The organism is Xanthomonas sp. D-99, from assembly GCF_017746145.1.
Classification (GTDB): domain Bacteria; phylum Pseudomonadota; class Gammaproteobacteria; order Xanthomonadales; family Xanthomonadaceae; genus Xanthomonas; species Xanthomonas cissicola.
Genome location: NZ_JAGHWU010000002.1, coordinates 22,531 through 41,782 on the forward strand (window position 1 = coordinate 22,531; position 19,252 = coordinate 41,782).

Annotated in this window: 17 protein-coding genes and 2 pseudogenes; 6 read left to right on the plus strand and 13 right to left on the minus strand. The window is 64.9% G+C overall.

Annotated elements, in window-relative coordinates; translation table 11 throughout:
- The first annotated feature begins 33 nt into the window (after positions 1-33).
- Positions 34-726 carry a cAMP-activated global transcriptional regulator CRP gene (crp, locus tag J7360_RS00660; RefSeq protein ID WP_005914205.1) on the plus strand — a complete coding sequence of 231 codons (693 nt, stop codon included), beginning with the start codon at positions 34-36 and terminating at the stop codon, positions 724-726.
- Between the two features lie 321 nt (positions 727-1,047).
- On the opposite strand, the gene J7360_RS00665 is transcribed toward crp, so the two are convergent.
- The 11 genes and pseudogenes from J7360_RS00665 to rpe all read right to left on the minus strand — a co-directional run bounded on the left by J7360_RS00665 (position 1,048) and on the right by rpe (position 11,579).
- The gene (locus tag J7360_RS00665) at positions 1,048-1,764 is read right to left on the minus strand and encodes a haloacid dehalogenase-like hydrolase (RefSeq protein WP_003483057.1); all 717 of its coding nucleotides are present in this window, start codon (positions 1,762-1,764) and stop codon (positions 1,048-1,050) included.
- Positions 1,757-2,554, minus strand: coding sequence for an indole-3-glycerol phosphate synthase TrpC (trpC, locus tag J7360_RS00670; RefSeq protein ID WP_057658899.1), 798 nt, complete (start codon positions 2,552-2,554; stop codon positions 1,757-1,759). Before trpC ends, J7360_RS00665 begins: the two co-directional genes overlap by 8 nt.
- A gap of 140 nt (positions 2,555-2,694) precedes the next feature.
- On the minus strand, positions 2,695-3,732 hold the full coding sequence (trpD, locus tag J7360_RS00675; protein WP_057658730.1) for an anthranilate phosphoribosyltransferase: 1,038 nt from the start codon (positions 3,730-3,732) through the stop codon (positions 2,695-2,697).
- Between the two features lie 115 nt (positions 3,733-3,847).
- Positions 3,848-4,480, minus strand: a complete 633-nt coding sequence (locus J7360_RS00680) for a flavin reductase family protein (RefSeq protein WP_057658901.1) — start codon at positions 4,478-4,480, stop codon at positions 3,848-3,850.
- A gap of 141 nt (positions 4,481-4,621) precedes the next feature.
- Positions 4,622-5,200: an aminodeoxychorismate/anthranilate synthase component II gene (locus J7360_RS00685; RefSeq protein WP_057658733.1), complete on the minus strand. Its 579-nt coding sequence runs from the start codon at positions 5,198-5,200 to the stop codon at positions 4,622-4,624.
- 10 nt (positions 5,201-5,210) lie between these two features.
- A pseudogene (locus tag J7360_RS00690) lies at positions 5,211-5,965 on the minus strand (SIMPL domain-containing protein).
- A 32-nt stretch (positions 5,966-5,997) separates the two neighbouring features.
- Positions 5,998-7,059, minus strand: a complete 1,062-nt coding sequence (locus tag J7360_RS00695; protein WP_057658736.1) for a beta-eliminating lyase-related protein — start codon at positions 7,057-7,059, stop codon at positions 5,998-6,000.
- Entirely contained in the window at positions 7,059-8,534 is a 1,476-nt protein-coding gene (gene trpE / locus J7360_RS00700) for an anthranilate synthase component I (RefSeq protein ID WP_057658738.1), read from the minus strand. The genes J7360_RS00695 and trpE overlap by 1 nt, the downstream gene beginning before the upstream one ends.
- Positions 8,535-9,255: 721 nt before the next feature.
- Complete coding sequence (gene yegS / locus J7360_RS00705; RefSeq protein WP_017157934.1) at positions 9,256-10,185, minus strand: lipid kinase YegS; 930 nt, start codon at positions 10,183-10,185, stop codon at positions 9,256-9,258.
- A 234-nt stretch (positions 10,186-10,419) separates the two neighbouring features.
- Positions 10,420-10,911, minus strand: coding sequence for a GNAT family N-acetyltransferase (locus J7360_RS00710; RefSeq protein ID WP_057658741.1), 492 nt, complete (start codon positions 10,909-10,911; stop codon positions 10,420-10,422).
- The gene (gene rpe, locus J7360_RS00715; RefSeq protein WP_011346163.1) at positions 10,908-11,579 is read right to left on the minus strand and encodes a ribulose-phosphate 3-epimerase; all 672 of its coding nucleotides are present in this window, start codon (positions 11,577-11,579) and stop codon (positions 10,908-10,910) included. Before rpe ends, J7360_RS00710 begins: the two co-directional genes overlap by 4 nt.
- 285 nt (positions 11,580-11,864) lie before the next feature.
- Between rpe and J7360_RS00720 the strand changes: the two genes are divergently transcribed.
- Positions 11,865-12,704 carry an outer membrane beta-barrel protein gene (locus tag J7360_RS00720; protein WP_209033041.1) on the plus strand — a complete coding sequence of 280 codons (840 nt, stop codon included), beginning with the start codon at positions 11,865-11,867 and terminating at the stop codon, positions 12,702-12,704.
- Positions 12,705-12,855: 151 nt separating this feature from the next.
- On the opposite strand, the gene J7360_RS00725 is transcribed toward J7360_RS00720, so the two are convergent.
- Positions 12,856-13,185, minus strand: coding sequence for a DnaJ domain-containing protein (locus J7360_RS00725; protein WP_057658746.1), 330 nt, complete (start codon positions 13,183-13,185; stop codon positions 12,856-12,858).
- A gap of 208 nt (positions 13,186-13,393) precedes the next feature.
- On the opposite strand from J7360_RS00725, the gene J7360_RS00730 reads away from it, so the two are divergent.
- The 4 genes and pseudogenes from J7360_RS00730 (at position 13,394) to J7360_RS00745 (ending at position 18,236) form a co-directional block, all read left to right on the plus strand.
- A complete protein-coding gene (locus J7360_RS00730; RefSeq protein WP_057658749.1) occupies positions 13,394-14,320 on the plus strand; it encodes a phosphoribosylaminoimidazolesuccinocarboxamide synthase in 927 nt (308 codons plus the stop codon).
- Between the two features lie 380 nt (positions 14,321-14,700).
- Positions 14,701-15,624: pseudogene (locus J7360_RS00735) on the plus strand (peptidoglycan-binding protein); the annotation flags it as partial.
- 430 nt (positions 15,625-16,054) lie between these two features.
- The gene (locus tag J7360_RS00740; RefSeq protein WP_057658752.1) at positions 16,055-17,653 is read left to right on the plus strand and encodes a M4 family metallopeptidase; all 1,599 of its coding nucleotides are present in this window, start codon (positions 16,055-16,057) and stop codon (positions 17,651-17,653) included.
- A gap of 97 nt (positions 17,654-17,750) precedes the next feature.
- Positions 17,751-18,236 (plus strand): Mpo1-like protein, encoded by a 486-nt coding sequence (locus tag J7360_RS00745; protein WP_057658754.1) that lies wholly within the window; start codon positions 17,751-17,753, stop codon positions 18,234-18,236.
- Positions 18,237-18,261: 25 nt separating this feature from the next.
- Here J7360_RS00745 and J7360_RS00750 read toward each other — a convergent pair whose 3' ends face one another.
- Positions 18,262-19,164, minus strand: a complete 903-nt coding sequence (locus J7360_RS00750) for an NAD-dependent epimerase/dehydratase family protein (RefSeq protein ID WP_209033043.1) — start codon at positions 19,162-19,164, stop codon at positions 18,262-18,264.
- Between the last annotated feature and the right edge of the window lie 88 nt (positions 19,165-19,252).

The following is a 19,252-nucleotide window of genomic DNA, read 5'->3' on the forward strand; positions in this document are numbered from 1 at the left end:
CGTTAAGCTTCAGGAATCACACGCGGAACTACCATGAGCCCAGGAAATACGACGGTTGTCACTACGACGGTACGTAACGCTACCCCTTCCCTGGCGCTGGACGCGGGCACCATCGAGCGTTTCCTGGCGCACAGCCACCGACGGCGCTATCCAACCCGGACCGATGTGTTCCGGCCAGGAGACCCGGCCGGCACCCTCTACTACGTGATCAGCGGCTCGGTCAGCATCATCGCCGAGGAAGATGACGACCGTGAGTTGGTGCTGGGCTACTTCGGTAGCGGGGAATTCGTCGGTGAAATGGGGCTATTCATCGAATCCGACACCCGCGAGGTGATCCTGCGTACCCGCACCCAGTGCGAGTTGGCCGAGATCAGCTACGAGCGGCTGCAGCAGCTGTTCCAGACCAGCCTGTCGCCTGATGCGCCGAAGATTCTGTATGCGATCGGTGTTCAGCTTTCAAAACGGCTGCTCGATACCACAAGGAAAGCCAGCCGCCTGGCCTTCCTCGACGTGACCGACCGCATCGTGCGCACGCTGCACGACCTGGCCAAAGAGCCCGAAGCGATGAGCCATCCGCAGGGCACCCAGCTGCGTGTTTCGCGCCAGGAGCTGGCACGCCTGGTCGGGTGCTCACGCGAAATGGCTGGCCGCGTGCTCAAGAAGTTGCAGGCCGACGGCCTGCTGCACGCACGCGGCAAGACCGTCGTGCTGTACGGCACCCGCTGACGGCGCTGTGCAGCCAGTGCCTTGTGCACTGGCTGCATGCCGGGTTGGGCACCGATTGATTCGATTGCGACGGTGCCGACATCGTCACTTTCATGACCCCTGCAGCGGCACTTTTGCGCGATACCTCTTATAAGAGCGTCTTCGAGCCGTCGAACCGCACGATCTGCATCGCGACTGCGTCACGATCCTGAAAATTGGTTGCGCTACAGGTCGCATCGGTTTGCCTGCGCACATCGACGCCCAGATTCGAAATCGCAAGCTGGACTGCGCACTGGTTTCGCTCCGCGCGAAACGACCTGTCTGCCCGGATGGTGCGCTCGCCTACAGCGCCTTGCCGCCGCGGTCGCGGCAACCCCAGTTGAGGATGGGCGTGCCTGTCGGCAGTACCTGGCGGAACAGCGCTTCGCGATTGGCCTTGGGATTGACCACCACCGGTGCGCGCGCGGCCTTCAAAAGCGGCAGATCTGCGGTGCTGTCCGAGTAGGCGATGGCGATATCGGCGTAGCCGCGCTCGCGCAGCATGCGCATCTTTTCTTCGTTATGGCAGTGACGTCGCGCGGTGACGGCGCCCAGGCGCGGGCCGACCAGGCTGCCGATCACCGGCACGTCCTGATGGGCCACGAAACCCAGAATGGCGCGCGCCAACTCCGGCGGTGCGCCGGTGGCGACCACCACACGGTCGCCGGCAGCGCGGTGCTGGGTGAAGACCTGCAAGGCATGCGGGAGCAGGCGCTGGCGGATCTGCGCTTCATGCTTGAGCACGTATGCGTCGATGAAACGGTTGAACTCGCGTGCGCGGTGCAGGCCGAACGTGGCGATCCACACATAGCCGGATACGCCGCGCCGCCGGGTTGGCAGCATCGCCACCATTGGGCCGAGAATGGGCGAGGCCAACAGCGCAACCAGCAAGCGCAACGGGTTGCGCTTGATCAGCCAGGCAAACAGATGACTGCCGGAATCGCCGTCGTACAAGGTGTGGTCGAAGTCGAACACCACCAGCGGTGCGTCTTCGCGCGGTACGGGATACGACTCAGTCATGCGCGAAGAATAGCTGACGCAGCGACTCGCCGGGTTCGGCCGCGCGCATGAAGGTCTCGCCGACCAGAAACGCGTTCACATCGTGACTGCGCATCAGGTGCACATCGGCCTGGGTGACGATGCCACTCTCGGTGACCAGCACGCGATCGCGCGGCACCGCGGCACGCATGTCCAACGTGGTCTGCAGCGTCACTTCGAAGGTACGCAGGTTGCGGTTGTTGATGCCGATCAATGGCACCGGCACCTGCACCGCACGCTCGAGCTCGTCGATATCGTGCACTTCCACCAGCACGTCCAGGCCCAGCTGCATGGCCAGGCCCGATAGATCGGCCAGTTGGGCGTCTTCCAGCGCGGAGACGATCAGCAGGATGCAGTCGGCGCCGAGCACGCGGGCTTCGTAGACCTGATACGGGTCGACGGTGAAATCCTTGCGCAGCACCGGCAGCGTGCAGGCATCGCGCGCCTGGCGCAGATAGGCATCCGATCCCTGGAAAAAATCCACATCGGTGAGCACCGACAGGCAGGTGGCGCCACCGAATTCGTAGCTGACCGCGATATCGGCCGGCTGGAAATCCGGCCGGATGACACCCTTGGACGGGCTGGCCTTCTTCACTTCGGCAATGACGGCCGGGTCGCCGGCGGCGATGCTGGCCTGCATGGCAGCTGCAAATCCGCGCGTGAGCGGCAGGTCGGCGCTGCGCGCGATCAGCTCGGCCAGCGGCACGCGCGCACTGCGCTCGGCGACTTCGTCGGCCTTGCGGGCAAGAATGGTGTTGAGGATGTCGCTCATCGTATCGGGTCCTGGCGGGCGGGCATTATCGGTCAAGACGGCCGCACCGGCGTGCGGCTGCGCGCCAGCACGCAGCATGCCAGCGCGACTGTGAGGATGCTGGCGGGTGATGGCCGTTGCGTGGCGGTTGCCGGCATGGCTCAGGATTGCACGGCGAGCTGGCGGGTGTAGGCGACATAGGCGTCCACCCGCGCGCGCGCGGAGCCGTCGGCGATGACCGCGCGTGCGCGCAGCACGCCGTCGGCAATACTGTGGGCAACGCCGGCCACGTACAACGCAGCACCGGCGTTGAGCGCCACGATATCCAGCGCGGGGCCGGGCACGTTGTCCAAGACCTGCAGCAGCATCGCGCGCGATTGCGCAGCGTCGGCCACCTTGAGGTTACGGCTGGCCGACATGGCAATGCCGAAATCTTCCGGGTGCACTTCGTATTCGCGCACCTGGCCATCGCGTAATTCGCCAACCAGCGTGCCGGCGCCCAGCGAGAGCTCGTCCATGCCGTCACGCCCCCACACCACCAATGCGCGTTCGGCGCCGAGCTCGTGCAAGACGCGCGCCTGGATACCGACAAGGTCGGGGTGGAACACGCCCATCAGGATGTTCGGCGAGCCGGCCGGATTGGTCAGCGGCCCGAGGATGTTGAAGATAGTGCGCACGCCCATTTCGCGCCGCACCGGCGCCACCACCTTCATGGCCGGGTGATGCACTGGCGCATACATGAAGCCGATGCCGGTATGCGCCAATGCGCTGGCAACCTGCTCGGGCTGCAGCTCGATCACCGCACCCAATGCTTCCAGTGCGTCGGCACTGCCGGATTTGGACGAGACGCTGCGATTGCCATGCTTGGCGACCTTGGCACCGCCGGCAGCGGCGACGAACATGGCGCAGGTGGAGATGTTGAAGGTATGCGAACCGTCGCCGCCGGTACCGACAATGTCGACCATGTGCCTGCGATCACTCACCTCCACGCGGCGCGAGAACTCGCGCATCACCGTGGCCGCACCGGCGATTTCGCCGATGGTCTCCTTCTTGACCCGCAACCCGGTGAGGATGGCCGCGACCATCATGTCGGAGACCTCGCCGCGCATGATCTGCCGCATCAACTCGACCATTTCGTCGTGGAAGATTTCGCGGTGTTCGATGGTGCGTTGCAGGGCTTCTTGCGGCGTGATGGGCATGGAAACAACCGTGGCAGAACGTGATGGATGGAGACGCAGGCGGCTTGCGACGCGCGCGATCAGTGCAGGAAAGCGCAAGCGCCAGGCGACGCGCCTGCCGTTGCAGCGGCGACGATCATTGGCCTGGACGTGTCATGCGAAAACGCGCCTGCGGCTGCACTTCGTAGTAATCGGCCGGCCCGCCTGCGCGCAGAATCGTCTGCACTGCACCCGGGTCATAGATGCCCTCGTGCAGCGCCGACCTGGCCAGGTGCACGCCGACCACTTCGCCCAGCACCAACCAGGTCTGGATGGCGTGACCGGCAGCGGTTTGCAGCGGCAGCAGCTGGCTGAGCCGGCATTCGAAACTGACTGGACTGGCAGCGACCCGTGGTGCAGCGATCAGGCGCGATGGCGCCACCTGCAGGCCTGCCAGATCGAATTCATCGACCTCCGCAGGCACCATCGCCGCGCTGGCGTTCATTGCTTCTGCCAACGGCCGGGTAGCCAGATTCCAGGTGAATTCGCCGGTGGCTTCGATATTACGCAGGCTGTCCTTGCGACCGATGCTGGCAAAGCCGACGATCGGCGGAACGTAGTTGAACGCATTGAAAAAGCTGTACGGCGCCAGATTGGCAATGCCCTCGGCGCTGCGCGAGCCGATCCAGCCGATGGGACGCGGGCCGACAATGGCGTTGAACGGATCGTGCGGCAGCCCGTGACCCTGCGTCGGCTCGTAGAAATGGATGCTGTCGTCGGGTGTGCTCATCGTGATCCGGATGCTGTGGAAGGTGGCGCGGTGTTCAAACACGGTGCGCGGCACGGCGCGCGTCGGGCGACATTGCGATTTCGCATGTCGTTGCACCGATGCCGCAGTGCGCTACGTCACGGTGGCAAAGACGCATCGCAATCAACGCTGCAAAAAGTTTTTCAGCAAGGCATGTCCGTGCTGGGTCAGGATCGATTCGGGATGGAACTGCACGCCTTCGACCGGAAACTGGCGATGGCGCAGGCCCATGATCTCTTCCATCGAACCATCCGGATTTTCGGTCCAGGCGGTGACTTCCAGTGCGTCCGGCAAGGTGGTCTTGTCCACAACAAGCGAGTGATAGCGCGTGGCCTCGTAGCTGTCCGGCAGTCCGGCAAACACGCCCTTGCCTTCATGGCGAATCGGCGAAGTCTTGCCGTGCATGATGTTGCCGGCACGGATCACATCGCCACCGTAGACCTGGCCGATGCTTTGATGGCCCAGGCACACGCCCAGGATTGGTGTGGTCTGACCCAGCTGCTCGATCAATTGCAGCGAAATCCCGGCCTCGTTGGGCGTGCAGGGACCGGGCGAGATGACGATGCGCTCGGGCTTGAGCGCGGCGACCTGGTCGACGCTCATGGCGTCGTTGCGCACCACCGTGACCTCGGCGCCCAGCGCCTGCAGGTACTGCACGAGGTTGTAGGTAAAGCTGTCGTAGTTGTCGAGCATCAGCAGCATGGCAAAGGACTCATTGCGCGATCAGGAAGACCGCATAGATGTTTTCGGTAAGGGTGATGCTGCTGGCTTCGAGTGACTCGACCACTGCACTTCGATCAGCAACAGGCGCTGGCGGCGCCGGCGATCCGGAGACATTGACGACCTGCATCGGCCAACTGCCTGCCTGAATGCCGTAGGCGAAGTTCGGAGCGACCTCGGAAATCGTGTAAAGCCCCTGAATCCTGACGTCATACGCCTTGGCAAGTTCGGCGGCCGATTTGCGCGATTGGTCAGCGGCGTCGCGCTTGAGTTGCGCACGTATCTCGGCCTCCTTGCTGTAGGACGTCTTGATACCCGATAGCTGAATCTCGCTGCTCGTTTTCATTTCACCGAGAAACTGCCGTGCATCTTCCAGCGACTGGAATGCCGCACCGATTCCACGCTTGACTTCAGTGCCTTCAAACTTTTGCCTGCCATCCGGCACATAGGAATAGAACGGTTGTATCTGCAGCGACGAAGCTTCGATACTGTCCTTGAGGGCATGATGCGTCTTCAAGGCGGCGAGGATCTGTTCGGCAGCCGTCTGGATGCGCTGCGTGCAAGTTCTGGCTGCATGTCCACTGCGCGAAAGTTGATCGTTACGAAAAAGCGGTCGGGCATGACCGTTCTTTCCGCCTGCCCCTTCACCAGCAAATGCGGCTGCGATGGCAGGCTGTTGACCTGCGCCACAGCAAGCAGCGGCAATGCGCATAACGCCACCAGCATCCAACGCGTCAGTTGCTTCATGTGTCCTCTCCTTGGGTGAATGGCGTGCATGCTCAGTACACGCTGCGATGCAGTGTTGCGAAATCCGCACACAGGCGATCCACCGCCTCGGGCGTGGTCGCCCACGAGGTCACGAAGCGGATCACCTGACTGCCATCGGTGCGCACTTCCCAGCGCTCGAAGTCGTAGCGTTGTGCCAGCTGCGTAGCGTGTTGCGCGCTGACGGCGATGAACTGTTGATTGGTCGGCGAATCGCTGGTGAACTGCGCGCCAGCGGCCAGCAGTCCCGCGCGCAGGTGTTGCGCCATGGCGTTGGCGTGCGCGGCCAGTTCGAAGAACAGGCCGTCTTCGAATAACGCTGCGAATTGCGAACCGAGCACCATACCCTTGGCCAGCAATGCGCCACGCTGTTTGATCAGGTAACGCAGATCGGCCTGCAATGCGGGATTGACGATGATCAGCGCTTCGCCGAGCAGCGCGCCGTTCTTGGTGCCACCGATGTAGAACGCATCGGCGAGCGCGGCAATGGTGGGCAGATCCAGATCGTTGCCATCGGCGGTCAGCGCCGCCCCCAGGCGCGCGCCATCCAGGTACAGCAGCAGATCGTTTGCGCGGCAGAAGCCAGACAATTCTTCGAGTTCGGCGCGAGTATAGATCGTGCCGCTTTCGGTGCTGTTGGAAATGTAGACCAGGTGCGGCTGCACCATGTGTTCGTTGCTGTGCACCGCAAGCACCGGCGCGATCAATGCAGGCGTCAGCTTGTCGTGCAGCGCCGGCACGGTGAGCACCTTGTGCCCGGTCGCTTCGATGGCGCCGGTTTCGTGCGTGGCGATATGCGCCGCGTCCACGGCGATGACTGCCTGATGCGGGCGCAGGAACGCGCTGATCGCAATCAGATTGGTCTGCGTGCCGCCGACCAGCAGATGCACGTCGGCCTGCGGCTGCGCGACTGCATTGCGGATCAACGCAACCGCACGCGCGGTGTGCCGATCGGTGCCGTAGCCGGCGTGCTGCTCGGCGCTGGCCTGCGCCAAGGCCTGCAGCAGACGCGGATGCGCGCCTTCGCTGTAGTCGTTGCGAAAGCTGATGCGGGTCGCGCTACCCTGCCCGTCCATCACAGGCCCTTGGCCGCCTGGGCCACCGCGCGAAACAGCGCGCGCCCCTTGTTCATGGTTTCCTGCCATTCCAGGTCGGGATCGGAGTCGTAGACCACGCCGCCGCCGGCCTGCACATACAGATGGCCGTCCTGGATGACGGCCGTGCGGATGGCGATGGCGGTATCCGCATCGCCATGCCAGCCGATGTAGCCGACCGCACCGGAATACACATTGCGTTTGACCGGCTCCAGTTCGCGGATGATTTCCAGCGCGCGGATCTTCGGCGCGCCGCTGACGGTGCCGGCCGGGAAGGTGGCGCGCAGCACGTCGCTGTAATTCAGGCCGGCCTTCAAGGTGCCGGTCACTTCGCTGACGATGTGCATGACATGGCTATAGCGTTCGATCACGAACTGCTCGCCCACCTTGACCGTGCCCGGTTCGGCCACGCGCCCGACATCGTTGCGGCCCAGATCGATCAGCATCACGTGCTCGGCGCGCTCCTTCGGATCGGCCAGCAATTCTTCTTCCAGCGCCTTGTCCAGTTCGGGCGTTGCGCCGCGTGGGCGGGTGCCGGCGATCGGGCGCACAGTGACCACGCCATCGCGCAGGCGCGCCAGAATTTCCGGCGACGAACCCACCACCTGGGTACCGCCGACATCGAGAAAATACATGTACGGCGACGGGTTCAACGCACGCAGCGCGCGATACACATCCACCGGGCGCGCGCGGAACGGCACGCGCAGGCGCTGCGACGGCACCACCTGGAAGATATCGCCGGCGCGCACGTATTCCTGCGCCTTGCGCACCACGGCGTGGTACTGCTCGCGGGTGAACGAGGAATGGAAGTCCGCTTCGTCGATGGCGTCGGAAATCTGCGCCTGCGGATACCCGGCGCCGCCCTGGCGCAGGCGATGCGCCAGCTCGTCCAGGCGCCGGTTGGCGCGCACATAGGCCTGCGGCTGGCGCGGGTCGGCATGCACGATCAGGTACAGACGGCCCTTGAGATTGTCGAACACCGCCAGCTCTTCGGAGAGCATCAGCAGGATGTCGGGCGTGCCGAGTTCGTCGGGCTTGTCGCCGCTGCCCAGGCGCGGCTCGATGTACTGGATGCATTCGAAACCGAACCAGCCGACCAGCCCGCCGGTGAAACCGGGCAGCCCATCCAGCTGTGGCACCGAATGTTCGGCGCGCAGCGCATCGACTTCGGCCAGCGGATCGGCGACCTGCCGGGTGTCGACGACTTCACCGTGTTCGCTGACCTCCAGCGTGTGGCCCCGAAAGCTGTACACGCGCCGCGCCGGCAGGCCGATGATGGAGTAGCGCCCGAAGCGCTCCCCGCCTTCGACCGATTCGAACAGATAGGTGTAGGCGCCGTCGGCGAGCTTCAGATAGACCGACAGCGGCGTGTCCAGGTCGGACAGCACTTCGCGGACAACGGGGATACGGGTGTGACCTTCAGCGGCCTGGCGCTGGAACTGCTCTGCAGTGATCAAGACGACTTTCCTTCCGGGACTCTGTGGCGGGGCGGACGACGGCAACGGGCCACCATCGCCACCAGCGGCGAGCGGAAGAGAAGGAGCGTGGAGTCGTCAGGCGGGACACGCGAGTACTGTAGCGCAAGTGTCGGCCGAGGGCAGCAGGCCGCGGCCAACGCGCTTCGGAATGCGAAGCACGGAAGGGGGTTGGCGGACGTAGCCTTGCGCACCGGCTGATATCTGGCACGAATAACCTGCGGTTGGCGACAGGCGTCGGGTGTTGCGCGCTGCACGGGTTGATTTCCCGTGCGGCCTGGGTCGTGGCAGCGGCACCAGTGTCGGCGCAGGGACCCTCACCCCAACCCCTCTCCCGGCGGGAGAGGGGCTTAGGGCCGCGTGCTTGTCATTGCTCCGTTTCTGCCGCCCTACTTCGTCTGAGCTGCAGCCAACCCGTTGCGCCAATCGTCGCTCCGTTTCAGCCGCAGCGCTGCTCCGCTTTAGCCGGAGCGTTGCGCCGATCGTTGCTCCGCTGAGCCGCAGCGCCCCCTTTAGCCGTCGTTGAGCCGGCGCCGCTTGGGTTGGCATGCGATTGTCCGGGGCTACCGGACTCGTTCATGGTGGAGGCATGGCACTGCATGGGCTCGCGCGCATGCATCAACCGGACGACCGCACATCAGCGCGGGCCGATCACGCTCTTCCGATTCCCGATTCCCGATTCCCGATTCCCGATTCCCCGCACTCACCCACCGACCAACGGACAGTCGGCAGGCAAATGCATCCGCAGCCGCGCCGGGACGCATTCGATGCGGAAGTGCCGCGAGGTTTCCGGTTCGCCGTCCAGGTTCAAGGTCAGCGGTTGCTGGGACACGATTTCCAGCCACGGCACGCGGGCGCGCACGGCCACGCGTTCGAGCGCGGCCTGTTTGCCGCCGGTGACCAGGGTGCCCAGGGTGGCAGCCACCTCGCCGTCGAGGTCCGGGACGATGGTGACATCGAGCAGGCCGTCGTCGATCAGGGCCTCCGGGCACAGCGCCTGGCCGCCACCGGCCTGGCGCCCGTTCCCCAGCCCGAGTGCGATGAATTCGCCTTCCCAGCTGAACTCCGGGCCGCTGAAACGGGCGCTGATCGGGTCGATGCGGCCCAGCCGCGACATGCCGGTGATGAGATAGGCCAGACCACCGAGCATTTTCTTCAGGCCTTCGTCGGTTTCCACCGTGACCTGGGTACCGAAGCCGCCGCTGGCCACATTGGCGCACCAGTGCGGGCCATGGTCGGCGTCGATCCGCAGCAGGTCGACCGGCTGCGCGACGCGCTCGGCGATCAGGTTCAACGCTTCCAGCGGGACGATCGGGACGTTGGCGGCGGTGGCAAAATCGTTGGCAGTGCCCAGCGGCACCAAGCCCAGCGACGGCAGCGTGGCCGCATCGCCTTCGTGGTGCGCCAGCGCGGCGGCCACTTCGCTCAGGGTGCCGTCGCCACCAGCGGCCACCACCGTGTGCACGCCATCGGCCACCGCCTCGCCCACGTAGCGCTCGGCATCGCCGTCTTCCCAGGTGACCCGCACATCGAGCTGGATGCCGCGCTCGCGCAGCGTTCCCACTGCCTCACGCAGGTCCAGATTATCGGTGGACTTGCCGTTGAGGATCAGACGCCAGTGGGACGGGGCCATGCGCGCTGCCGATGCCGTGAGGGGAATGTCCGCAGGCTAGCAGCGGGCCAATGGGCAGATCGTGAATGGGCGCCGCCGGCACACTGTCATTGCGGTGTCATCGATAACCAGGAGAGTAGAAGGCCATAGCAGGGACGACGGGCGGAGGCAGGATCAGCCTCCAGTTTTCTTGAAGGCCGCTTCCTCGGGAGCGGCCTTCCTTTTACGGGATGCTGACCTCCCGACGCAGCCGGCTCAGCCGCCCGCCGCAAACGCGGCCAGCCGCTCGCCGTCGAGCCGGTACACGGTCCAGCCCTCCATCGGGTGCGCACCGACTGCCTTGTAGAAGTCGATGGCCGGCTGGTTCCAGTCCAGCACCGACCATTCGAACCGCCCGCAACCACGCTGCACGGCCAGCTGCGCCAAGTGCCGCAACAGCGCAAGGCCCGCGCCGTTGCCGCGCGCTTCCGGCCGCACGAACAGGTCTTCCAGATACAAGCCGTTACGGCCCAGCCAAGTGGAGTAGTTGAAGAAATACACCGCAAATCCAAGCGCTTGGCCGTCGCGCTCGCAGATCAACGCATGCGCGGTGGCCCCTTCGCCGAACAGACTGGCGCGCAACTCCTCCTGGCTGGCCTTGACCGCATCCGGCTCGCGCTCGTACACCGCCAGCGCGGTGATGAGTTCATGCAGCAGCGGCACATCCGCAGGCGTGGCGCTGCGGATCTGCGGCGCAGGCCGGCTCATCGCACGGCATCCACCGCCGCGCGCATCTGCGCAATCACCTGCGCATAGTCGGGCGCATTGAAAATGGCCGAGCCGGCGACGAAGGTGTCGGCGCCGGCGGCGGCAATCGCACCGATGTTGTCGGCCTTGACCCCGCCATCGATCTCCAGCCGGATCGGCTTGCCCGTCGCGTCGATCTTGCGGCGGATCGCGCGCAGCTTGTCCAGCGCAGACGGGATGAAGGCCTGCCCGCCGAAGCCCGGGTTGACCGACATCACCAAGACCAAGTCCAGCTCCGGCAGCACCCAATCCAGGATGTCCACCGGCGTGGCCGGGTTGAGCACCAGCCCGGCCTGGCAGCCATGCGACTTGATCAGCTGGATCGTGCGGTGCACGTGGCGGCTGGCTTCGGGGTGGAAGCTGATGGTGGTGGCACCGGCGTCGGCGAAATCCGGCACGATACGGTCCACCGGCTCGACCATCAGATGCACGTCGATCGGCGCGGTGATGCCGTGCTTGCGCAGCGCCTGGCACACCATCGGGCCGATGGTGAGGTTGGGCACATAGTGGTTGTCCATCACGTCGAAGTGCACCCAATCGGCACCAGCCTTGAGCACGTTATTCACTTCCTCGCCCAGACGGGCGAAATCGGCGGACAGGATGGACGGGGCGATCGCCGTCGGTTGCATGGGCAGCTCGGAAAAAAATGCAGGAGCGCCATTGTCGCAACCGTGGCCCGGCGAGGAAAGCCGAACGCCGCTGGGCGCTTGGGGCGCACGCCGCGGGCAGGCCGCCGCTACCACCGCAGGCTAGGGCCGGCAGCTCGCAGTCATTGCGCGATCGCGCACCTGCCGCGGCGCCGGCGGCTCTACCGCTGTGCAATGCCGCCCCCAACGTCAGCCCACGTGCATCCGGAGCGAACGCGAGCGCGTACGTACCTGACCGGCGCGCCGCGCCAGATGCAAGGAGATCGCATGAAACCCACCCCGCTCGCTTCCGCCACTCTAGCCCTTCTCGTCCTGGCGCCCTCGGCCTGGGCGCAATCCGGCCCCGCTGACTGGTCCGGTTTTTCCATCGGTGCCAACGTCGGTGGTGCCGATCCGGCCGGCGTCTCCGGTGGCCGCTTCGGCTTCGATACCAATCTGGATGGCCGCGACGGCGACCAGGTCAGCACCGCGACCGGTGCCGATGCGTTTTCGCCCGGTTTCTGCGGTGGCGCAGCGGCGGGGCGCACCCCGGCCAGCGGCTGCAGCAAGGACAAGGGCGGTGCCGAATACGGCGCACGGCTGGGCTACGACTGGCAGGCCGGCAACTGGGTCTATGGCGTGCTCGCCGAATACACCCGCAACGATGTCCGCGACAGCGTCAGCGCCTTCAGCACGACGCCCGCGTTTTACACCTTCACCCGCCAGCTCAACCGCACCGCGGCGTTGCGCGGCCGCATCGGCTACGCCTTCGGCACCCAGGGCGATTACCTGGCCTACATCACCGCCAGTCTGGCGCGTGGCGAATTCGACCACCGCTTTGCCAGCAGCAATACCGCCAACAGCTTCACCGGCAGTGGCGGCGACAGTGCCGATGGCTACCAGGCCGGCATCGGCCTGCAGCGGCGCTTGAGCGACAAGGTCTCGGTCGGCGTGGAATACCTGTTCACCCGCCTGCAGGACGACGACACCCGCGTGCGCGTCGGGCCCGGCTCCGCACCACCCACCAACCCCTTCCTGCGCGTCAATCCGGCCGGTACCGATCTGCGCCGTACCGATACCGATCTTTCGACCAATGCGCTACGCCTGACCGTGACCTACAGGTTCTGAGAGCCGGATATCTGCGTCAGCACAGCGCCTGATCGTCATGATCAGGCGTTTTTTTGTGGGCCGATGCCAGTTCCGATTGAGGAGCAGCATGCGGCGCGTGCCCTCGGCAATTCTCTGCGCAGCGGCTTTGGGTTCCGCACGCAGCCTTCGCTCAGCGCTTGCGCAGCCGTTGAATCCGGTCGTAGGCGGCGTTGATCTGGCTGGCCTTCTTTTCGGCCTGGCGGCGAGCTTCCGGGTCGGCGTTGGCGACCTTGTCCGGGTGGTAGCGCGACATCAGCCGGCGATAGGCCAGGTCGATCTCGGCGGCGGTGGCGTCCGGCTCCAGGCCCAGCGCTTCGTACGGATTTTCCGCGCGCCGTCTGAACCAGCCGGCGTCGACCGCGTGGCCGATCGCCAGCCCGATCATCAGCCCCACCACCGGCGCCCCGCGAAACAGCAAGGCGCCGGCCAATGCGCCGAGCAGTTTTCCGTACCAGGACATGGGGGCGATCGGGGGCGGGAGGCGGGCTGGCGATCTTACCCGAACGCCCGCCCGGCCTGGCTGACGTCTCCTGCACAGGCCCTACCGCGCGGGCTCCAATAAATTCTGCGGGAGGCGGCGAAGCGCCGTACACTACGCGGCCCGCTGCCTACCCGCGGGCCCGCCGGGTCCCGGGGACAGCGTCATAGCGACGTCCTTAGGAGTGCCTGTGTCGACCACGCTGTTGCAATCCGATCTGCCCGGCCTGCCGTTGCGTCACCGTGGCAAGGTCCGCGATGTCTTCGATATTCCCCGCGACCGCCTGCCCGCCGATGCGCCCCCGGGCGATTATCTGTTGATGGTGGCCACCGACCGCCTGTCCGCGTTCGACGTGGTGCTGCCCGACCCGATTCCTGGCAAGGGCGAGATGCTGTGCCAGGTGTCCAACTTCTGGTTCCACAAGACCGAACACCTGATGCCCAACCACCTGGTGGACATCCGCGTGGAGCAGGTGTTGCCCGAGGGCGTAGATCCGGCCTTGTACGCCAAGCGCGCCGTGGTCACGCGCAAGCTCAAGCCGGTGCCGGTGGAAGCCATCGCACGCGGCTATGTGATCGGCAGCGGCTGGAAGGATTATCAGCGCACCGGCAAGATCAGCGGGATCGAATTGCCCGACGGCCTGCGTCAGGCCGAGAAACTGCCCGAGCCGATATTCACTCCTTCGACCAAGGCAGCGGTTGGCGACCACGACGAAAACATCGACTTCGATGCAATGGTCAAGACGGTCGGCGCCGAGCTGGCCGAACGCGTGCGCGATGCCACCTTGCGCATCTATCGTTTCGCAGCCGATTTTGCTGCCGAACGCGGCATTTTGCTGGCCGATACCAAGTTCGAATTCGGCACCGATGCCGATGGCCGCCTGTACATCATGGACGAGATGCTGACCCCGGATTCTTCGCGTTATTGGCCGGCCGACCAATACGAACCGGGCAACAGCCCGCCGAGCTACGACAAACAGTTCGTGCGCGATTATCTGGAAACCCTGGACTGGGGCAAGACCGCGCCCGGCCCGCGCCTGCCGGCCGAAGTCATCGATCGCACGCGTGCGAAATATGCCGAAGCGCTGCAGCGGCTGGCGGATATTTCGGTGGATTGACTGCGCGCCCGGTTGAAAGGGGCGAGGCGGCGCAGTACGCAGACGCCGCTATGACTCGAAGCGCCGACATTCTCGGCGCGTGGATTTCTCGACTACCAACTGAAGGCCAGGTTGGTGATCAAGCGTGAAGCTTCATGACGGCTATCGCACACACTCGGCCGCAAGTATCCCACCGCGCTCATTGCGACGGTGTGTTCTCTTGCCCAGTCAGGTCTTAATGACCCGGTTGAGCCACTTGTCTCGCGTGCTGCCTGCCTTGCGCAGCGCAATCATTCCCGGTCTAGCGCTCGCAATGAGCGCCTGCACTGCCGGCGAATCTGCACCCCACGCCGTTCCCTCATCAGCACCGGTAGCACCTGCGAAAAACGACGCGCCCACAGCAGCATCCAACCGTGCATTCGCCCGTCGCCGGAACGGTGACCTTTGCCGGCGGAAGCTACGGCACTGTCAAGATTCGCGATGCACAAGGCAATTCGCACGAAATCCTGCATCTGGATGGCGTCAAGGTCAAAGAAGGGCAAACGCTGTCGGCAGGCGATGCCATCGGCACGATGGGGGGACGTGGACCCAATGGCGCAAGCCAATATGCGCAGCATGTGCATTACCAGTTGCGCGATGCCAACGGCAAATTGACCAGCCCCGAGAACTTCTGGAATCAGGGTCACCAACACCAAGCGGTTGCGCAGCACGCCCAGGAAGCACCGGCAAGCGGCGCAGGTGCCCTGCGGCATGGCGACGACAGTCAGGATGTGGGTAAGCTGCAGCAGAACCTCAACCGTCTGGGCGTGCGCGATGCGCAGGGCAACCGACTGGCCGAGGATGGCCGGTTCGGCGACAACACGCGTGAGGCGGTGATGGCGTTCCAGAAGCAGCGTGGGCTGCAGCAGGACGGCGTTGTTGGCCGCGACACGCGGGCAGCGCTGTCTGCGCAACCGGTGCAGATCCGCGAGGCGCAGGTTGCTGCGCCGAAAGGGCCTTCTCTCAACGATGCATCGCTTCCTGACCACGCGCTACATAACGCAATCCGCGGCAAGCTGCCGAGCATGATCTCCAACGAGACCGCGGCACATGTCACGCTGCAGGCGAAGCAGAATGGGATCGACAGTGCGGACAAGTTGCAGAACGTGACAGTGCAGGACGGCAAGGCGTTCGTCATGGGTACCACGCCGGGCTTCCGTGCGGCGGTGGACCTGAACCAACCTGCCCCGACACTCGATCAAATCAGCGCACAGTTGCTGGCTGTTCAGTCGCAGCAGCAACAGGCCCAGCAAGAACAGCAGAAGGTTGCGATGGGCGGTCGCTGATCTTTCAGCAATAGATCAAAAGACGCCGGCCAGGCCATTGGCCGGCGTTTTTGTTTCCACATGCGCTGTGGCCGGAACGGCATCATTGCGCCATCTGATCGTCTTTCAACGGCAAGCGCGTGCGGCGATGTGCACCGCCGCTCCTCCCAAACGCGCTGGCGCAGCGGTGCGGCGCAACGCCGTCTAAAATCGATGCATTGCGCGCATGCTTGGCCGCAGCGGCCAATAACACCATGCATCCGCTGCGCCTCTGCGATGCGCGCCACAGCGGAAAGTGGCCGGGCGCACAGAACGCAACACATCCGTAATTTTTACTACTGTCCAGTTCGTGACTGTGCAAGCGTAGCTGCCGGCACCCGAGGTGCCATCGGCGACCGGCTGTCGGGGGGCTGTCGGTCTTTGCATTGCACGTTTTCTGGAGAGAGTCGTCATGCAATTCCATGTCCTGGGCGCGGCAATCTGCTGCGCGCTCTCGTTTTCTGCTGCCGCGAACGCTGCGGATGTGTCGGCAAATGCCGTTGTGTCGCGCGCGCAATCGTTATTGGGGAACAACGCATCGGCATTGGCCAATCGCGCGCCGGCCGACGCCTTCATCGCACGCGACAGCATCGTCGATGCCGACGGCACCGAACATGTGCGTTTCGATCGCACCTATCAGGGACTGCCGGTGATCGGCGGCGACGTGGTCGTGCACTCGCGTCGCGGTGTGATGCGTGAATTGAGCCAGACCATGGACACTACGGTGCGTCCGAGTCTGGTGCCGGGCATTGATGCGGCAACCGCATTACGTGTGGCCGGTTCGCATTTCGATGTGGCGCAGGATGCCGCGCCGCATGCGAGCCTGGCGCTGTATGCACGTCAAGGCGCGCCGCGGCTGGTGTACGAGGTGATTTACAGCGGCGTCAAACCCGACCAGACACCGACCGAGATGCATTACATCGTCGATGCGGTCACCCAGCGCATCCTCGAATCCTGGGATACCGTGCATACCGCCTGTAGCGGCGGCACCAGCGCCGCTGGCACAGGACGTTCGTTGTATGCGGGCAACGTGACGGTGAACACCACGCGCTGCAGCAGCACCAGCTATGAAATGACCGATCTCAGTCGCGGCAGCGGTGCGACCTACAACATGCGCAACAGCACCTCCGGCAATGGCACGCTGGTCACCGATGCCGATAATGCCTGGGGTAGCGGCACCACCGGCGATACGGTCACCGCAGCGGTCGATGCGCATTACGGGGTGGCGTTGACCTGGGACTATTACCGCACCACGCATTCGCGCACAGGCATTGCAAACGACGGCGCCGGTGCACGAAGCCGGGTGCATTACGGTAGCCGCTACAACAACGCCTTCTGGCAGGATAGCTGTTTCTGCATGACCTTCGGCGATGGCGACGGCAGCACGTTCACGCCGCTGGTGTCGGTGGATGTGGCCGGCCACGAGATGACCCACGGTGTGACCAGCCGGACCGCCGCTCTGACCTACTCGGGCGAATCGGGCGGCTTGAATGAGGCCACGTCCGACATAATGGGCACCATGGTGGAATACTCCGCTGCCAACAGTGCCGAGCCCGGCAATTATCTGATCGGCGAGAAGATCATTCCCAACAACAGCACCGGCACATTGGCGTTGCGCTACATGTTCAAGCCAAGCCTGGATGGCAAATCGCCCGATTGCTACAGCAGCAGCCTGGGTTCGCTCAATGTGCACTACAGCTCGGGTGTGGCCAATCATTTCTACTATCTGCTGGCCGAAGGGGCGGTGGTGCCGAGCGGGTTCGGCTCGGGCACCAGCTACAATCTGAGCACGACCAGTCTGGTCTGCAGCGGCTCCACCGCGCTCACCGCGATCGGCCGCGCCGCGGCCAGCCGTATCTGGTATCGCGCACTGACGGTGTACATGACCTCGTCCACCAACTACGCGGCGGCCCGTCGGGCCACGCTGAGCGCGGCCACCGATCTGTACGGCAGCACGTCCACGCAATACCGCGCGGTAGCGGCGGCGTGGAGCGCGGTCTCGGTGAACTGACCGGCGCGTCCCTCGTCATGCCACCGAGGCGTGGCGGGGGCACATCTGCCACGGCGCCATCCGCGCGCGTATGCTTGGGTCATTCCTGGGAGGGAACATGACCCAAAGCACTACGACCGCGCGACCGATCGAGCGCTATTTCGCCAGCTATTCCGACGATCACCAAAACGCGACCAATCAGCAGATCCACGTGCTGGCGGTGCCTGCAATCCTGTGGTCAGTGGTGGCGCTGTTGTGGTGCGTCCCGGTCGGCGGCAGCTGGTTCAGCAGCGGCGTGTGGGCCGCGCTGTCGATGTTTGCGGCGTGGTCGTACTACAACCGGCTGTCGCGTCCGCTGGGGCTGGGCATGCTGGGAATCTTTTTCTTCTTCGGCTGTCTGTGCCGGTTGATCGAAGGCCGCATCGGGCTTGGCGGCCTGTTCACCAGCGCGCTGACGGTGTTCGTGCTGGCGTGGATTGCGCAGTTCGTCGGCCACAAGATCGAGGGCCGCAAACCGAGCTTTCTGACCGATCTGACCTATCTGCTGATCGGGCCGATCTGGGTGCTGGCCAAGGCATATCGCCAGCTGGGCTGGCGCTACTGAGGGCCGCCGGCAGACCCGCCAGGCATCACTCGCCGATCCCGAGCTCTTCCGGCAATGGGCGAAACGCACGCGGTGCGTAGCCGAAATCGCGGCGCGCCGGCTCCAGATCGAACACCAGGTCCTCGCGCATGCGCTGTAGCGCGGCGGCATTCAAGCCCCGTAGGCGGCCCAGGCGTTGCGCGGCGGTGAGTGCAAGACCGAACAGGTTCGGCGGCACCTGGTACAGACGTGCAGCCCGTGGCAGCGCTTCCAGCACGCGCTCCACCATCTGCGTGTACGCCAGCACTTCGCCGCCGCCCACCGCATAACTGCGCTGCTGGGTGGCCGGCTGGCCAACCACCGCCAGGGCCGCGCTGGCCAGATCGTCCACATGCACTGGCTGGCGCAGGCCAGTCGCGTTGGCCGGCAGTACGAACGCACCGGTGCGCTGCGCCAGCCCGGCGATCTGGGTCAGCGTTTTGTCGCGTCCGGCGCCATAGACCAGGGTCGGGCGCAGCACGGTGGCACTGGCCCCACGCGCGAGCGCGGCGGAAAACAGCGCCTGTTCGGCATTGGCCAGACGCTGGGCCACGTCGCGCTCGGCCGCATCGATGGAGTGTTCCTTGACCTCAACGCTGGTGGAACCGAACGCGACGATGCGCGGCGCTGCAACCGCGTTCTCGGCATACCAGCGTGCGAAGTGGTCGAGCGGACCGCAGCTGAAGATCACCTCGAACGCCTCGCCGGCAGCTGCCGGTACGGTCAGATCGCCCTGCCGCCAGACCAGCCCGGAACGCGCTGCGCGCGGCTGCCGCGACCATGCCGTCACCTGCCAGCCGCGGCGCAACAACCGGATCAGCATACGTTCGCCGATCTGCCCGCTGCCACCGAAGACCAGGGCGCGTGGCGCAGATGCAGCGGTGGACGGAGCGGGATTGGCGGCAGTCACGGGCAGCTACGCAGGCATGAATACCTGCAGCATACCGAGTGCGGCGCGGCGATGTGCAGTCAGTCCGGCCCTGCTTTCGGGCTGCACG

What these genes read in the sequence shown, in the direction of transcription:
- crp (WP_005914205.1), top strand. Translation starts at nt 34, where the DNA reads ATGAGCCCAGGAAATACGACGGTTGTCACTACGACGGTACGTAACGCT.
- J7360_RS00665 (WP_003483057.1), bottom strand. Translation starts at nt 1,764, where the DNA reads ATGACTGAGTCGTATCCCGTACCGCGCGAAGACGCACCGCTGGTGGTG.
- trpC (WP_057658899.1), bottom strand. Translation starts at nt 2,554, where the DNA reads ATGAGCGACATCCTCAACACCATTCTTGCCCGCAAGGCCGACGAAGTC.
- trpD (WP_057658730.1), bottom strand. Translation starts at nt 3,732, where the DNA reads ATGCCCATCACGCCGCAAGAAGCCCTGCAACGCACCATCGAACACCGC.
- J7360_RS00680 (WP_057658901.1), bottom strand. Translation starts at nt 4,480, where the DNA reads ATGAGCACACCCGACGACAGCATCCATTTCTACGAGCCGACGCAGGGT.
- J7360_RS00685 (WP_057658733.1), bottom strand. Translation starts at nt 5,200, where the DNA reads ATGCTGCTGATGCTCGACAACTACGACAGCTTTACCTACAACCTCGTG.
- J7360_RS00695 (WP_057658736.1), bottom strand. Translation starts at nt 7,059, where the DNA reads ATGGACGGGCAGGGTAGCGCGACCCGCATCAGCTTTCGCAACGACTAC.
- yegS (WP_017157934.1), bottom strand. Translation starts at nt 10,185, where the DNA reads ATGGCCCCGTCCCACTGGCGTCTGATCCTCAACGGCAAGTCCACCGAT.
- J7360_RS00710 (WP_057658741.1), bottom strand. Translation starts at nt 10,911, where the DNA reads ATGAGCCGGCCTGCGCCGCAGATCCGCAGCGCCACGCCTGCGGATGTG.
- rpe (WP_011346163.1), bottom strand. Translation starts at nt 11,579, where the DNA reads ATGCAACCGACGGCGATCGCCCCGTCCATCCTGTCCGCCGATTTCGCC.
- J7360_RS00720 (WP_209033041.1), top strand. Translation starts at nt 11,865, where the DNA reads ATGAAACCCACCCCGCTCGCTTCCGCCACTCTAGCCCTTCTCGTCCTG.
- J7360_RS00725 (WP_057658746.1), bottom strand. Translation starts at nt 13,185, where the DNA reads ATGTCCTGGTACGGAAAACTGCTCGGCGCATTGGCCGGCGCCTTGCTG.
- J7360_RS00740 (WP_057658752.1), top strand. Translation starts at nt 16,055, where the DNA reads ATGCAATTCCATGTCCTGGGCGCGGCAATCTGCTGCGCGCTCTCGTTT.
- J7360_RS00745 (WP_057658754.1), top strand. Translation starts at nt 17,751, where the DNA reads ATGACCCAAAGCACTACGACCGCGCGACCGATCGAGCGCTATTTCGCC.